Annotated in this window: 10 protein-coding genes; 6 read left to right on the top strand and 4 right to left on the bottom strand. The window is 67.9% G+C overall.

Features of this window, described 5'->3' with window-relative positions:
* Nucleotides 1-53 precede the first annotated feature (53 nt).
* From ACSDHM_RS09265 to ACSDHM_RS09245, 5 genes are read left to right on the top strand one after another with little or no spacing between them, the layout of a single operon-like run.
* Nucleotides 54-1,748 carry a glycoside hydrolase family 43 protein gene (locus ACSDHM_RS09265; RefSeq protein WP_439426904.1) on the top strand — a complete coding sequence of 565 codons (1,695 nt, stop codon included), beginning with the start codon at nucleotides 54-56 and terminating at the stop codon, nucleotides 1,746-1,748.
* Entirely contained in the window at nucleotides 1,745-4,444 is a 2,700-nt protein-coding gene (locus tag ACSDHM_RS09260; protein WP_439426903.1) for a glycoside hydrolase family 3 C-terminal domain-containing protein, read from the top strand. Before ACSDHM_RS09265 ends, ACSDHM_RS09260 begins: the two co-directional genes overlap by 4 nt.
* A 59-nt stretch (nucleotides 4,445-4,503) precedes the next feature.
* Nucleotides 4,504-5,988 carry an MFS transporter gene (locus ACSDHM_RS09255; RefSeq protein ID WP_439426902.1) on the top strand — a complete coding sequence of 495 codons (1,485 nt, stop codon included), beginning with the start codon at nucleotides 4,504-4,506 and terminating at the stop codon, nucleotides 5,986-5,988.
* Nucleotides 5,989-6,004: 16 nt separating this feature from the next.
* A complete protein-coding gene (locus ACSDHM_RS09250) occupies nucleotides 6,005-7,042 on the top strand; it encodes a glycoside hydrolase family 43 protein (protein WP_439426901.1) in 1,038 nt (345 codons plus the stop codon).
* The gene (locus ACSDHM_RS09245) at nucleotides 7,032-7,877 is read left to right on the top strand and encodes an aldose epimerase (RefSeq protein WP_439426900.1); all 846 of its coding nucleotides are present in this window, start codon (nucleotides 7,032-7,034) and stop codon (nucleotides 7,875-7,877) included. Before ACSDHM_RS09250 ends, ACSDHM_RS09245 begins: the two co-directional genes overlap by 11 nt.
* Nucleotides 7,878-7,990: 113 nt before the next feature.
* On the opposite strand, the gene ACSDHM_RS09240 is transcribed toward ACSDHM_RS09245, so the two are convergent.
* The 4 genes from ACSDHM_RS09240 to ptsP all read right to left on the bottom strand — a co-directional run bounded on the left by ACSDHM_RS09240 (nucleotide 7,991) and on the right by ptsP (nucleotide 14,518).
* Complete coding sequence (locus ACSDHM_RS09240; RefSeq protein WP_439426899.1) at nucleotides 7,991-9,244, bottom strand: carbohydrate porin; 1,254 nt, start codon at nucleotides 9,242-9,244, stop codon at nucleotides 7,991-7,993.
* Between the two features lie 14 nt (nucleotides 9,245-9,258).
* On the bottom strand, nucleotides 9,259-10,965 hold the full coding sequence (locus ACSDHM_RS09235) for a PTS fructose transporter subunit IIC (protein ID WP_111007733.1): 1,707 nt from the start codon (nucleotides 10,963-10,965) through the stop codon (nucleotides 9,259-9,261).
* Nucleotides 10,966-11,051: 86 nt separating this feature from the next.
* On the bottom strand, nucleotides 11,052-12,008 hold the full coding sequence (locus tag ACSDHM_RS09230) for a 1-phosphofructokinase family hexose kinase (protein ID WP_438914590.1): 957 nt from the start codon (nucleotides 12,006-12,008) through the stop codon (nucleotides 11,052-11,054).
* A complete protein-coding gene (gene ptsP / locus ACSDHM_RS09225; RefSeq protein ID WP_439426898.1) occupies nucleotides 12,005-14,518 on the bottom strand; it encodes a phosphoenolpyruvate--protein phosphotransferase in 2,514 nt (837 codons plus the stop codon). The genes ACSDHM_RS09230 and ptsP overlap by 4 nt, the downstream gene beginning before the upstream one ends.
* 157 nt (nucleotides 14,519-14,675) lie before the next feature.
* On the opposite strand from ptsP, the gene ACSDHM_RS09220 reads away from it, so the two are divergent.
* Nucleotides 14,676-15,659: a LacI family DNA-binding transcriptional regulator gene (locus ACSDHM_RS09220; RefSeq protein WP_088497165.1), complete on the top strand. Its 984-nt coding sequence runs from the start codon at nucleotides 14,676-14,678 to the stop codon at nucleotides 15,657-15,659.
* Nucleotides 15,660-15,690 lie beyond the last annotated feature (31 nt).

The raw sequence follows: 15,690 nt of genomic DNA, 5'->3' as shown, positions 1-15,690 counted from the left end.
TGACGTTGTCCACGAAGTCCCCTGTGGCCCGCGACAGGGCTGGCCTGAGATCCATGGCGCGCCGGCTGCTGGCGGCAGTGTTCCTGCTGTCGGCCGCAGCCGCCCGGGCCAGCGCGCCGCCGGACGCTCCGCCGGTGTACTTCGACTGGTTCGAGTACCGCGGCAATGACCAGGCGTTTGAAGTGCCGCTGCCGGCCGGGCACTACCGCAATCCGGTACTGGCCGGCTTCCATGCCGATCCCAGCATCGTGCGCGCGAACGGCCGGTTCTATCTGGTCAATTCCAGCTTCACCTACTTCCCCGGCATTCCGGTGTTCGAGAGTGCTGACCTGGTGCACTGGAAGCAGATCGGCAACGTGATTGACCGCCCCACGCAGCTGGATTTCGACGGGCTGAGCGTGTCGCGCGGCATCTTTGCCCCCACCATCGAGTACCACGACGGGGTCTTCTACGTGGTGACCACCGCCACCGACAGCGGTGGCAACTTCATTGCCACGGCGCGCGACCCGGCCGGGCCGTGGTCCGATCCGCACTGGCTGCCCGGCATCGATGGCATCGATCCATCACTGTTTTTCGACGACGACGGCAAGGTCTACCTGATCAACAACGATGCACCGCCCGGTCCGCCGCGCTACGACGGGCACCGCGCCATCTGGATGCAGCAGATCGATCTGCCGGCGTTCACGCCGGTTGGGCCACGCCGGGTGCTGGTTGATGGAGGCGTGGAGCCGGCGAAGAATCCGATCTGGATCGAGGGACCGCATATCTACAAGCGGGAGGGCTGGTATTACCTGTCCGACGCTGAAGGGGGTACCGGGCCGCAGCATTCGCAGGTGGTGCTGCGCAGCCGCGCGGTGTGGGGACCCTACGTTCCCTATGCGGGCAATCCGATCCTGACCCAGCGCGAGCTGCCGGACGACCGTCCGCTGCCGATCACCAATGCCGGCCACGCCGACCTGGTCGAAGGCCCGGATGGCTCGTGGTGGGCGGTGTTCCTGGCCAGCCGCAACTATCAGAAGCGCCACTACAACACCGGGCGCGAGACCTACCTGTTGCCGGTGCGATGGCAGGATGGCTGGCCGCAGATCCTGCCGACCGACCAGGCCATTCCCTACGTGGCCAAGGCGCCGTCATGGATGCAGGGCGAGGCATCGCAGGCCCCGTCGACCGGCAATTTCGTGGCGCGCGACAATTTTGATGGCCCAGCGCTCGATCGCCAGTGGCTGCGCGTGCGCGTGCCCAGGCATGCCTGGGCTGACCTGCACAAGCGCCCCGGGATGCTGGCCGTGCACCCGCTTGCCGAGGATCTGGACACGTTGCGCAATCCGGCATTTCTCGGCCGGCGCCAGCAGCATCTGCGCTTCGAGGCGAGCACCGCGATGACCCCGCCAGCCCCCGGTGTCGCCGCCGGTCTGGCGGCGTTCCAGAGCGAGGCGTACTGGTACTTCCTCGGCGTTCGTGACCTTGGCGGGGGGCGCCTCTCGCTCTTTCTCGAAGCGCGTGACGGGGGGGGCAGCACGCGGACGCTGGCCAGCCATGAAGTGCCGGCGTCTGCAGCACTGCGCCTGAAGATTGCCGGCAACGAGGGCGACTACGCGTTCTCGTTCGACACCGGCGACGGGCAGGGCTGGCAACTGCTCGCGGGCGACGTGGACGGCACCGTTCTGAGTACGGACCGGGCAGGCGGCTTCGTGGGCGCACTGCTGGGTCCCTTCGCGCGCGACGAGCGCACCGGGAGAAGCAAATGAGACTGTCGATTTCGTCCAGGACCCGCCGCCGCACGTGGCGTGGCCGGGCTACCCTGTTCGTCCTCACCTGCGTGGCGGCCGCGGCGTCCGCGGCCGCGGCCGCGCCACGGCCCTGGCTGGATGCCTCGGCAAGCTTCGAGCAACGGGCCGCCGCACTCGTCGCGCAGATGACCCTGGAAGAGAAGGCCGCGCAGATGCAGAATGCTGCACCGGCAATCGAACGGCTGGGAGTGCCCGCCTACGACTGGTGGAATGAGGGGTTGCATGGCGTCGCACGGGCGGGGCAGGCCACGGTGTTTCCGCAGGCAATCGGCCTGGCCGCGACCTTCGATGTACCGTTGATGGGGCAGGTGGCCACGACCATCAGCGACGAGGCCCGCGCGAAGCACCACCAGTTCCTCCGAGAAGGCGCGCATGGCCGTTACCAGGGCCTGACCTTCTGGTCGCCGAACGTCAACATCTTCCGCGACCCGCGCTGGGGGCGCGGACAGGAGACCTATGGCGAGGATCCGTACCTCACCGCGCGCATGGGCGTGGCCTTCGTACGCGGCCTGCAGGGCGACGACCCCGTCTACCGCAAGCTGGACGCCACCGCCAAGCATCTGGCCGTGCACAGCGGCCCGGAGGCCGACCGCCATCACTTCGATGCACGCCCGAGCCGGCGCGACCTGTATGACACCTACCTGCCGGCGTTCGAAGCGCTGGTGAAGGAAGGCGAAGTGGATGCGGTCATGGGCGCCTACAACCGCGTGTACGGCGAGTCCGCCAGCGCCAGCCGTTTCCTGCTGCGTGATGTGCTGCGACGCGACTGGGGCTTCAAGGGCTACGTGGTCTCGGACTGCTGGGCCATCGTCGACATCTGGAAGCACCACCATATCGTTGCCACGCGCGAAGCCGCCGCGGCGCTGGCGGTCAGGAACGGCACCGAGCTGGAATGCGGCCAGGAGTACGCAACGCTGCCTGCGGCAGTGCGCCAGGGACTGATCAGCGAAGCGGAGATCGACGATGCGGTGACCCGCCTGTTCACCGCACGGATGCGCCTGGGCATGTTCGATCCGCCGGAGCGGGTGCGCTGGGCGCGCATTCCGGCCTCGGTGAACCAGGCGCCGGCCCATGATGCGCTTGCCCTGAAGGCCGCGCAGGCATCGCTGGTGCTGCTGAAGAACGATGGCATCCTGCCGCTGTCGCGCGACACCAGGCGCATTGCCGTGGTTGGACCCACCGCCGACGACACCATGGCGCTGCTCGGCAACTACTTCGGCACACCGGCCGCGCCGGTCACGATCCTGCAGGGCATACGCGAGGCGACCAAGGGCGCTGAGGTGCGGTATGCGCGTGGCGTGGACCTGGTGGAAGGGCGCGATGACCCCGGTGCCACGCCGTTGATCGAGCCGACCTTCCTGCGGCCCTCAGCGGACTCGCCCGAGCGCGGCCTGCGCGGCGAGTACTTCCGCACGCCCGACCTGTCTGGCACTCCGGCCCTGGTACGTACCGACGCGCAGATCGGCTTCCGCTGGGACCGCGGCTCGCCGACCGACAACCTGCTGGCACGCGGCGAAGCGGCACCGGGGCAGGGGATTCCCGACGACCGCTTCAGCATCCGCTGGAGTGGCCAGCTGCTGCCCCCCGTGTCCGGTCGTTACCGGCTGGAGGTGGCCGGCGATGATGGCTACCGTCTGTACCTGGACGGCAAGCGTGTGATCGATCACTGGGTGAACACGGATCGCCTGCATGCCGAGGGTGTCGAACTCGACCTGCAGGCGGGGCGTGCCTATGACCTGAAGCTGGAGTACTACGACGACCAGCGCGATGCCGGCGTGCGCCTGGGGTGGCGCATGCCCGGTGCCAAGGCGCCGTTCGATGAAGCGCTCGATGCCGCACGCGAGGCCGATGTGGTGGTGTTCGTTGGTGGACTCACCGGCGATGTCGAAGGCGAGGAGATGACCGTCAACTATCCGGGTTTTGCCGGTGGCGACCGTACCGACCTGCGCTTGCCCGCGCCGCAGCGCACCCTGCTGGAGGCCCTGCACGCCACCGGCAAGCCGGTGGTGATGGTACTCACCGGCGGCTCAGCCATCGCCGTGGACTGGGCGCAGGCGCATCTGCCGGCGATCCTGATGAGCTGGTACCCCGGGCAGCGCGGCGGCACCGCCGTCGGCCAGGCGCTGTTCGGCGACGTCAATCCGGCGGGTCGCTTGCCGGTCACGTTCTACAAGGCCGGCGAAGTGATGCCGGCATTCGACGACTACGCCATGGAGGGCCGCACCTACCGCTACTTCCGCGGCACGCCGCTGTATCCGTTCGGTCACGGACTCTCGTACACGCGCTTCGATTATGGAGCGCTCCGCCTCGATGCGGACACCATCGGCGCCGATGGCCGCCTGGGCGTGACGGTGGATGTGACCAATGCGGGCACACGCAGCGGTGATGAAGTGGTACAGCTGTACGTGCGGCGCGAACACGCCGGCAGCGGCGATGCCGTGCAGGAACTGCGTGGCTTCCAGCGCGTCCAGCTGGCCCCGGGCGAACGCCGCACGGTGACGTTCACCCTGCAGGCGGCGCAGGCCCTGCGCCACTATGACCAAGCGCGTGCGGCGTACGCGGTGCAGCCCGGTGCCTACGAGGTCAGGGTAGGGGCGTCCAGTGCCGATATACGTGCGCAGGGCAGGTTCAGCGTGGTGCCCGCGCATGACTGATCGCCCTCGTTGGCATCGGTTCCCCTTCGACCAGATTCCTTTTCCAGGACGTCCGCTGCATGGCAAGCACTGAACACGCGCTATCGGTACGCGAGAAGCTCGGCTACAGCCTGGGCGATCTCGCTGCCAACCTGATCTTCCAGACCCTGATCACCTACCTGGCATTCTTCTACACCGACGTCTACCGCCTGCCAGCGGCGACCGCGGCCACGATCATCTTTGTGGTGGGCCTGCTGGGAGCGTTCGTGTTCACGCCGTTGATCGGCATTGCGGCTGACCGAACGTCCACCCGTTGGGGCCGCTTCCGCCCGTGGATCCTGTGGACGGCCATCCCCTTTGGCGTACTGTCCCTGCTGGCGTTCAGCACCCCGGACCTGGGCGAGCGCGGAAAGGTGATCTATGCACTGGGCACCTACGCGCTGCTGGTCTGCGTTTACGCCGCGAACAACCTGCCGTACTCGGCGCTGAGCGGCGTGCTGACCGGCAGCATGGCCCAGCGCAACAGCCTTTCGGCGTACCGCTTCGTGGCCGTGATGATCGCGCAGTTCATCATCCAGGTGCTGCTGATGCCGCTGGTGCTGATTCTGGGTGACGGCGACCGGGTGCGCGGCTTCGAACAGGTCATGACCGCCTTCGCACTGATCGGAACAGTGTTCTTCCTGATCACCTTCGCCACCACCCGCGAGCGCATCGTGCCGACGCGCGAGCAGACCGGCGGCATTGTGCAGGACCTGTCCGACCTGCTGCACAACCGCCCGTGGCAGGTGATGCTGGCCCTGACCGTGCTGGTGTTCATCAACCTGGCGTTGAAAGGCGGCACCTACATCTATTACTTCCAGTACTACATGAGCGAAGCGGCGCTGGCCGGTTTCCTGGAGAACTCAGGCTTCAACGGCCTGATCCCTGCATTGAATGGCGCCTTGGCCAGCGCCGGCTTCGCGGCGTTCACCTGGCCGAAGGACGCGGCCACCTCGGCGTTCAGCCTGTTCAACGCGTGCGGCATCCTCTGCATGATCCTGGGTATTGGTGCATCACGGCGGCTGGCGGATCGCTTCGGCAAGCGCGATGTCTTCGGTGGCGCCCTGTTTGTCTCGACCCTGTTCCTGCTTGCCTTCTACCTGTTTCCACCCACGGGCGTGGCGGTGGCCTTCGCTGCCTTCATGCTGCATGGCTTCTGCTATGGCATCACCATCCCGCTGCTGTGGGCGATGATCGCGGACGTTGCGGACTACTCCGAGTGGAAGAACCATCGCCGGGCCACTGCGATCATCTTCTCGGCGATGCTGTGCGGCCTGAAGATCGGCCTCAGTGTCGGCGGCGCGCTGGTCGCCGCGATCCTTGCCCACTACGGCTACCAGGCAGGCCTGGTGCAGCAGCCTGAGGCCGTGGTGCAGGGCATCCGCCTGACCGTAAGCGTCTATTGCTCCCTTCCGTTCCTGCTCGCCGTGGCGCTGCTGTTCTTCTACCGGATCGACAAGCGCGCGGAAACCCGCATCGAGCAGGATCTCCACCTGCGTCGCCGTTCCGCCGACGCCTCCGCGTAACGCCAAGATGACAACCATGATCGACCTCTCTGCCGGTGAAGACGGCCAGGCCAGCGAAGCCCGTCTCGCGCAGCTCAGCGCACACGCCATTTCGCAACCGCTGGTGACCCACATCTACACCGCCGACCCTTCGGCGCACGTATTCGAGGGGCGCCTGTACATCTATCCGTCGCACGACATCGACGGTGGCCAGCCATTCGACGATGAAGGCGGCCACTTCGGCATGCAGGATTACCATGTGCTGAAGATGGATACGCCCGATAGCGCGGCCGTGGATTGCGGCATGGCGTTGCACGTGCGCGACGTGCCGTGGGCGCGGAAACAGATGTGGGCTCCCGATGCCGCCTGTCGCGATGGCCGCTACTACCTGTACTTCCCGGCCAAGGACGCCGAGGGCCGGTTCCGCATCGGCGTGGCAATCGGTGCGCGACCGGAGGGCCCGTTCGTACCCCAGCCGGAGCCGATCAAGGGCGCGTACTCGATCGACCCGGCCGTGTTCGAAGACGACGATGGCAGCCACTACCTGTACTTCGGTGGCATCTGGGGCGGGCAGCTGCAGAAGTATCGTGACAACCAGTACAGCGAAGCGCACGAGGAACCCGAGGGCGGCGCGCCGGCCCTGGGGCCGCGCGTGGGCCGCCTGGATGCTGGAATGACCGAGCTGGCCGAACCCACCCGCGAAGTGCAGATCCTGGATGAGCATGGCCAGCCGCTGCGTGCGGACGACCATGCGCGCCGTTTCTTCGAAGGCCCGTGGCTGCACAGGTACCAGGGTCGCTACTACCTGTCGTACTCCACTGGCAACACCCACCAGCTGTGCTACGCCGTGGGTGACAGCCCGTACGGGCCGTTCACCTATGCTGGCGTGATCCTCACCCCCGTGGTCGGTTGGACCACCCACCACTCCATCTGCCAGTTCCAGGGCCAGTGGTACCTGTTCTATCACGATGCGCTGATGTCCGGCGGCATTACCCACCTGCGCTCAGCCAAGTGCACGCCGCTGCACATGGAGCCGGACGGAAGCATCCGCACGATCAATCCCTATGAGGCCTGAGCACATGTTGCCGAGGGATGATGCGCTGGCCCCGCTGCCGGCCGGTCAGCTGCACTGGCTGAGATGCGGCGAACTGGAGGTTGCGCTCGCCGCAGCGGCGGGCGGGCGCATCGCGCACCTACGTTACCGGGGCGTGGAATGGCTGGTGGACGCGCAGGAGACCGGGGCGGCGGCGATCGCCTGGGGCTGCTACCCGATGGTGCCGTGGGCCGGGCGCATCCGCCGTGGACAGTTCCGTTTTGACGGCATGCCGCATCGGCTGCCGCTCAACTTCGACGGGCATGCCATCCATGGGGTCGGCTTCTCGCGACCCTGGCAGATCGACCGGCTGGATGCGGCCGCAGCCGAGGTGTCGCTGCAGCTGCCGCGCGACAGCTACTGGCCCTTCGGTGGCATTGCCATGCTGGAACTGCGGTTGCAGGGGCACACCCTGCAGCTGCGCCTTTCGGTCCAGGCCGGCGAGCAGGCGATGCCGGCGGTGCTGGGCTGGCACCCCTGGTTCAGGAAGCCGGACCGGTTGCTGTTCAATCCTCGCGCGATGTATCCGCGGGACAGGGAAGGTATTGCCACGCTGCCCCACGTGGAGCCCACCACCGGCCCCTGGGATGACTGCTTCGTTGCCGACGGTGACATCACGCTGGTACGCGAAGGCCAACGCCTGCGGCTGAGGTCGGACCACGACCACTGGGTGGTCTACGACGCTGCGCCGCACGCCACCTGTGTCGAACCGCAGAGTGGCCCGCCGGACGGCTTCACGCTGGCACCGCACCGGCTGGAGCCTGGCCAGCGCCTCGCGTTGACGTTCGAACTGGCGTGGGTGGCGGACAGCAGCTGAAGCCCGGCCAGGGCCCGCAATCGCCCTGGTTCCGGAGTATCGGTACGCCGCCTGGACCGGTTGTGGACCCTGGTGCCTGACACGGGCCGCGCCTGACCGACACGTGCCATCTGCTACAGGTTCCAGTCAACCCGCATGCCCGCGATCAGTGCATTCGGCAGGTCCCGCTGCCGCGCAGGTTCGTTGAACGGGTCCGGATGCACGATGTAGTGCAGGTTCGGTGCAATCCTGAGCTGCGGAGTGAGCTGGATGCCATAGCTCAGCTCCATCATCACCTGGCTTCCGTGCGGGGTGCCGCTGCCGCCGGCGGCAGCGCGGGCCAGGCGGAGGTTCTCCAGCGCGATGCCGCTGTACTTCTGCCGGGTGACGACGAAGCCGATGCTGTCCTGCGGCCGGCGGGCGAACGCGCCCTTCTGCACAAGCCCGGCCTGCAGGAAGTGATCCTCGATCAGCTGCCCGGAGGTACCCTTGAGCGCGGCGCCGAAAAGGGTCAGGCCGCGGCCATTGCCATCGCCGGTAAGCTGCTGCTCGAAGCGCGCGAACGCACCGGAGCGACCGTGGCGTGCCGCGTACTCCTGGCCACTGAGCAGCGCGGGAATGCCGTTGGCATCGCGCAGCGGATCGCGATAGGTCGAGTTGTCCTGCCAGCCACCGAGTTCGTAGCGGGCTTTCAGTCGTGCCGAAGCCGGGCTGCGCCAGCCGATCGTGTAGGGCACGATCCAGCCGGTGGCCTGGTTCGTATTCCACTTCAGGCCATGCTGGCCATCCTCGGCCTGGCTGGGATCGACCTGGTAGGCACCGATGCGGACATAGACATCGGGCGTCACCCAGGCCGTGGCGTCGGCCATCCAGCTTGATACGGGCCACCAGGTGAAGTTGCTGGTGCGGAAAACGTAGGTCGGGTTGCCGCACGCCGAGTTGCCCTGGAAGTACTGGCACAGCTCCGACCCGAGGTGGTGGATGTTGGCGACGCTGCGACCGGCCTCCAGCACCAGCCGGTCGTTGAACAGCTTCTGTTCCAGGGTCAGGTTGGCCAGGCGGGTCCCCTGGCCGCCGTAGATTTCCTGCACCGAGGTGCTGTTGCCGGTGCTGCTGTTGGCGAGGTTGGTGCCGTGGCGATTGATGCCATAGGCCTTGATCGTGGCCCCCCGCCAGCCGAACGCAGCGTCGAGGTCAACATCGGCGCCGAACATCAGCTGGCCGGCGTAGGCGGTGCCGCTGCGCTTGCCACCATCGAGCGTGGCGGCCGCCTCGCCGGTGTAAGCCAGTTTGGGAGTGAAGACATCACTCGCGTTGGCAGCTACGGCCAGTGAGGGCAGGGTCAGCAGGATCGCTACCGGCACCAGGCGGCAGGAAGGGCAGGTCATGGGCGGGGTTCCTTTTACAGGGTGGGGGCTGTGACCGGCTTCTTGAGGATGCGCAGTGCAATCGCGGTGACCGCCACGCCGGCCAACAGCGCCAGCAGGTAGACACCAAGATGGGTGACCGCGTTCGGGATCGGCAGCACGAACACACCGCCGTGCGGCACCTTCAACTCGACGCCTGCGGCCATCGAGATCGCACCGGCCACGGCCGAGCCGAGGATCAACGCAGGAATGGTGCGCAGCGGATCGCGTGCAGCGTAGGGAATAGCCCCCTCGGTCACGAAGCTCAGGCCGAGCACGCCGGCGGCACCGGCGGTGCCGCGCTCCTCGGCAGTGAAGCGGTTGCTGAACAACCACGTCGCCAGCGCGATGCCCAGCGGTGGCGTCATGCCGCCGATCATGGTCGCCGCCATCGGCGTGTAGACCTGGCTGGAAATCAGGGCGGTGGAGAAGGCGTAGGACGCCTTGTTGACCGGTCCACCCATGTCAACGGCCATCATGCCGCCCAGCAGCAAACCGAGCAGGATCGCGCTGCTACCCTCCATGCCGCGCAGCCAGTCGGTCAGCCAGGCCAGCAGTGCGGCCACCGGCGTGCCGATCACGTACATCATCAGCAGGCCGACCAGCAGCGTGCCCAGTACCGGCAGGATCAGCACCGGCTTGAGGCCTTCCAGGCTGCGCGGCAGGCGCAGCGCACGGTTGATCCAGTGCACGCCATAGCCGGCGATGAAGCCCGCCAGGATGCCGCCGATGAAGCCTGCGTCCATGTTGACCGCAACCAGCCCGCCGATCATGCCGGGCGCGATGCCGGGGCGGTCGGCGATGGAGTAGGCGATGTAGCCGGCCAGCGCCGGCACCATCAGCATGAAACCGGACTTGGCGCCGATCTGGAACAGCGACCAGGCCAGCGTCCCCTTGTGTGCGTCGTCGAAGGCATAGATGCCGCCGAGTGCGAACGCCAGGGCGATCAACAGGCCGCCGGCTGTCACGAACGGCAGCATGAACGACACGCCGGTCATCAGGTGCTTGTAAGGACCGGTGCTCTTGTTCCTTTCTGCGGTACGGCCCGAAGCCGCTGTCCCCGCGTGCACGCCGGCCTCGGCCAGCGCCTTGCGGATCAGGTTCTGGCCGTCATTGATCGCCGGCTTGGTACCACTCTTGAACAGGCGCTTGCCTGCGAAACGCGAAAGATCGACTTCGCGGTCGGCGGCGATCAGCACCACATCGGCAGCGGCGATTTCCGCATCGCTCAACGCATCCTGCGCGCCGACCGAGCCCTGTGTTTCAACCCGGATCGCATGGCCCAGCGCTTTGGCAGCCTGTTGCAGGCCTTCTGCTGCCATGAAGGTGTGAGCGATGCCGGTGGGGCAGGAGGTGACGGCAACGATGCGCTTGCCAGCCCCGGTGGCGGGGGCACTGGCCGGCGCAGCTGCGAGCGGTGCAAGCGCGGCGACCGGATCGTCCAATACCTCGCCCAGGCTGGCATGCACGATCCGGGCATTGCCGAAGCGTGCGATGTCTGCCTCGCCATCGCCCACCAGCAGCAGCTGGGTCGGGGAGGCGGCGTCCGAGGCGGGCAGCGCGCCGGTCACGCCCTGGTCGCTGCGGATTTCGATCATCAGCTCAAGCCCGCGCTGGCGGGCCGCGCGACGCAGAGCCTCGGCGGCAAGTACCGCCTCGATGCTGCGTTCGCCAGCGGCGATGACTACGGTGGAAGCGTGCATGGGAACTCCTGGAATGCTTCGGGTTCGTCCTTGCCGGAGGCATCGCGGGTGGCCCGAAGCCAACCGCTGCTCCTCCGGCAGGTGTTTCAATCCAACCGCTCGATCAGTACATCGCCGGCCCCGGCGCGCACCTGCGCCGGATCGAGCCGCCGCGCGTCTCCGCTATCCAGCCGGCTCATCGAGAACGCCGTGGCCAGTCGTGCACAGGCGGCGAGGTCGAGGGAGCGCTCCAACAGCGCGGCGGCGATGCCGGCGACCATGGCATCACCGGCGCCCACCGTGCTGCCCTGGGCCAGACGCGGCGGTCGCGCGACCAGGGCGCCGGCGCGATCAATGAACAGCGCGCCGTCGGTCCCCATGGAGATGGCAACGAGTGCGACACCGCGTTCGACCAAGGCCTGGCCTGCAGCGCGCAGTGCGCTGCGATCCGGCAGCGACGTGCCGGTCCAGGCCTCCAGTTCGTGGCGGTTGGGCTTGATGGCGTAGGGCAGCGCGCCCCGCGCGCCGTCCAGCGCAGCTGCAAGCGCATCGCCGCTGGTGTCCAGCAGCACGCGCGCACCGGCCGTTCCGGCCTGCGCCTGCAACCGCGCCCATGCATCGGCCGGCAGTCCGTGCGGCAGGCTGCCGGACAGCACGACCGGCAGGCCGGGCGCGAGCAGGGCGCCGAGCTGGCGCGACACCGCGTTCAGGCCGGCAGCGTCCACGGCCAGGCCCGGCAGGTTGATGTCCGTCGTTTCGCCGTTGGCCTCTTCGACCAGCTTGATGTTGGTGCGGGTATGGCCCGGAACGCGCAGGCAGCCGTCAATGATGCCCCGCTCGCGGAACAGCGTGCGGAACACGCCGTCGTTGCCGTCGCCCAGCACACCCAGCGCGGTGATCGGCACGCCCCAGTCGGCCAGGCAGGCCGCCACGTTGATGCCCTTGCCGCCTGCGTCGTCGCGGGAGCTGCCGGCCCGATGCACGCGGCCTGGCTGCAGGCGGGCCAGGCGCACGGTCTGGTCGATGGCCGGGTTCAGGGTCACGGTGACGGCGCGGGCAGTCATGCGCGCGCTCCATCGAGGCCGCGCACCTGCTCGGCGGTTTCGCACCCCAGTGCGGTGCTGGCCAGCGCTTGCAGTTCGGTCATCGCGGTGCCACGCAGGCGCGCCTTCACCGCCGGGATGTCGTTCGGAGTCATCGACAGTTCGTCCACACCCAGGCCAGCCAGCAACATGGCGCCGAAGGGGTCGCCGGCCAGGCCGCCACAGACGCCGACCCAGCGCCCATGCAGCCGTGCGCCTTCAACCGTGGCGCGGACCGCGCGCAGCACCGCCGGATGCAGGCTGTCGGCCTCGGCGGCGAGTTCCGGGTTCTGGCGGTCGATCGCCAGCACGTACTGGGTCAGATCATTGGTGCCGATCGAGAAGAAGTCGGCATGGCGCGCCAGTACGTCGCTCTGAGCGGCGGCAGCCGGCACTTCGATCATGATGCCGATCGGCACCACCGGCGCCTCCAGCTCGGCACGCAGGCGCTCACAGATGGCGCGCAGTGCGACCAGCTCGGTCACCGACGTGATCATCGGGAACATGATGGACAGGCGTGCACCGTCCTTGGCGGCGCGATACAGCGCACGCAGTTGCGGCTCCAGCAGGTCAGGGCGGCGCAGCAGCAGGCGCGCGCCGCGCACGCCGAGGAACGGGTTCTCCTCGCGCGGCAGTTCCAGGTGCGCCACCTGCTTGTCGCCGCCGATGTCGAGCGCGCGCACGATCAGCGGGCGGCCGTCGAGTGCCTTGGCCATCGCCAGATAGGTGGTGTACTGCTCCTCCTCGCTGGGCGTACTGCCACGTTCGAGGAACAGGAACTCGGTGCGCATCAGGCCGACGCCTTCCGCACCCTGTTCCAGTGCCAGTGGCACCTGGTCGGGCAGGTTGACGTTGGCGCCGATGTCGATACGGTGGCCGTCGGGGGTCTGGGCGGGTTGCGCGCGTTGCGCGGCTTCGCGCTCGCGGATCTGCTGCTGTTCGGCGATCCATTCGCGTGCCGAGGCGAGATCGGCTTCGGAGGGGGACAGGTAGAGCCGTCCGCTGCTGCCGTCCAGGATCGCTTCGCGGCCTGGCTGGATCGCCAACAGCCCGGCGCCGCCGGCCACCAGCGCCGGCAGGCCCAGCGTGCGCGAGAGGATGGCGGTGTGCGAGGTCGGCCCGCCCTGCGCGGTGGCCAGGCCGAGCACGCGACCGGTGTCGAGATTGGCGGTATCCGAAGGCGACAGATCTGTGGCGATCAGGATGCACGGTTGCGACGGCAGATCCGCCAGGCCACCACCTTCAGCAGAAGGGTCAAGCTGCGCCAGCACGCGCCGGCCGACATCACGCAGGTCCGCCGCGCGCCCGGCCAGCACCGGATTGCCCAGCGCCGCCAGCCCGGAGGCGATCTGCTCGATGGCCTGGTGCCATGACCACGCCACACCATGGCCTTCGACCATCAGCTGGCAGGTGCGGGTGATCAGGTCGGTGTCGTCGAGCAGCGCGGCCTGCGCCTTGAAGATCGCCGCATCCGAAGCGCCAAGGCGGCGCTGTGTGTCGTCCTGCAGGGCGGCCAGCTGCTGGCGGGTGCGGCCGAGTGCATCCTGCAGGCGTGCGCCGCCCTCGCCAAGCGGGGCAGGACGGTCGGTGACTTCCGCCTGCGTGCTGGCCAGCACATGCACCGGGCCGATCGCCAATCCGGGGCTGGCGCCGATGCCAATGATCGTCGCCTGCGCTTCGGGTGGTTTCCACCCGGCGACAGGGGCTGCTGCCTTGCGCTGGGCTGCACGCTCGGCATCAGCCCTTTCCTGTGCGACCAATCCATCCATGACCTTGCGCAGCGCAGCCAGCAGCGCGGGGGCATCGGCGCCCTCGGCAGAAACACGCACGGCATCGCCCTCACGCAGCCCGAGCTGAAGCAGCGCTACCAGACTCTTGGCATCGGCCGCCTGATCGCCTGCGCGGACCTGCGCGCGGGCCGCGAAGCCGCGCGCCGTCTCGGCCCAGCGCGTGGCAGGACGGGCGTGCAGTCCGTTGGGGTAGGCGATGGTCCATTCGAAGCGCTCGGCCAGATCCACCGCTGGCGCGTGGGTGGCGGCAATCGCAACATCGCCGGCCAGCGCGTTCACGATCTCGCCCGCCTCGGTGGTGGTGAACAGCCGCTGCAGCGTGGACTCGTCCTGGATCAGCCGGGTCAAGCGGCGCAGCACCGTGATGTGGGTATCCGACTGGGCAGCGATGCCGACCACCAGACGGGTGACCTGTCCCGGGTTCCATTCCACGCCTTGCGGCAACTGCAGCACGGCGATGCCATCGCGGTGCACCAGATGGCGGTCCTCGCCAAGCCCGTGCGGGATTGCTACGCCGTGTCCAAGGAAGGTGTTCGCCAGCGTTTCGCGCCGCCCCATGCTGGCTTCGTACCCCGGCGCCACGCAGCCGGCCGCGACCAGCATCTGCGCGACCTGGGCAATGGCATCGGTTTTGTCCTGCGCCCGCGCGTCCAGGCGGATCAGTTCCCGGCTGGCCGGGGAAGGGGAGGTCTGGGGCGACAAAGGGGGCTCCGCGGAGGGGGTGGCTGGGACGTATTGGGAACGTTCCCACTCGCCATTTCAATGTGCAGTGCACAAAAATCCAATAGTCCTTTGGCGTTAACATGGTGCTGGAGGGCCGTCCGGCCCAGAAAAGCGCTCGATTCCGGGAACGTTACCAGTGAGCATCAGCATCAATGACGTCGCACGCGTGGCGGGGGTATCCAAGTCCACGGTGTCGCGGGTGCTCGGCGGCGGCCCGGTCAGCGAGGCCGTGCGCGGCCGGGTGGAGGCGGCGATCCGCCAGACCGGATATCACCCCAACCTGCAGGCAAGACGCCTGCGCGCCCGGCATACCGGCATCATCGGCCTGATCGTGGCCGATATCCGCAACCCGTTCTTTACCGCGCTGATCCGCGCCGTGGAGGAAGTCGCGTACCGGGAAGGCCTTCGAGTCACCCTCTGCAACACCGATGAGGACCCCGAGCGCGAGGCGCTGTATCTGCAGTTGATGCACGAGGAACGCATCAGTGGGCTGATTTTTGCGCCCACCCGGACCACGGTGGGGCGGCTGGACCGGCTCACGCTGGATTACCCTACGGTCCTGGTCGATCGTGCCGCACCCGGTGGCTCGATCGACAGCGTGGTCCTCGACAACGCAGCGGCGATGGCGGGCCTGGTCGAACACCTGGCCGAGCGCGGCTATTGCCGCATCGGTGGCCTGTTCGGCAGCACCAGTACCACGGCGGCCGAACGCCGCGACGGCTATATCGCTGCAATGCGCAGGCACGGGCTGGAACCGGACTACCGCGAGGTAGAGCCCACGGCCGAGGCCGCCATCGCAACGGTCGAGCAGTGGTTGACCAGTCCTTCGCGTCCCGATGCGCTGGTCGCCAGCAACAGCCTGCTGCTCATGGGCGCATTGAAAGCGGCCCGCAGCGCTGGGCTTGCGATTCCAGGAGAGCTGGCGCTGGCAGGGTTCGACAACGAGCGATGGACCGAACTGGTCGAACCCGGGGTTACCGTGGTCGAGCAGCCGGTTGAAGAGATGGGGCGGGCCGCGATGTCGCTGCTGCTGGAGCGCTTGCGCATGCCGGAGCTGCCGGTACGCAGACTGGTGATGACGGGAAGGTGCGTGGTGAGAGGGTCAACGGCTGCGCGATAGTCCGGCGCCGCGCCTGCGGCAGTCGCAGTCC

Origin of the sequence: Stenotrophomonas sp. T8 (genome assembly GCF_051853085.1) — a bacterium.
Lineage (GTDB): Bacteria > Pseudomonadota > Gammaproteobacteria > Xanthomonadales > Xanthomonadaceae > Stenotrophomonas > Stenotrophomonas sepilia.
The sequence above is the reverse complement of the archived record's forward strand: the minus strand, read 5'-3'. Positions and strand labels throughout refer to the sequence as shown.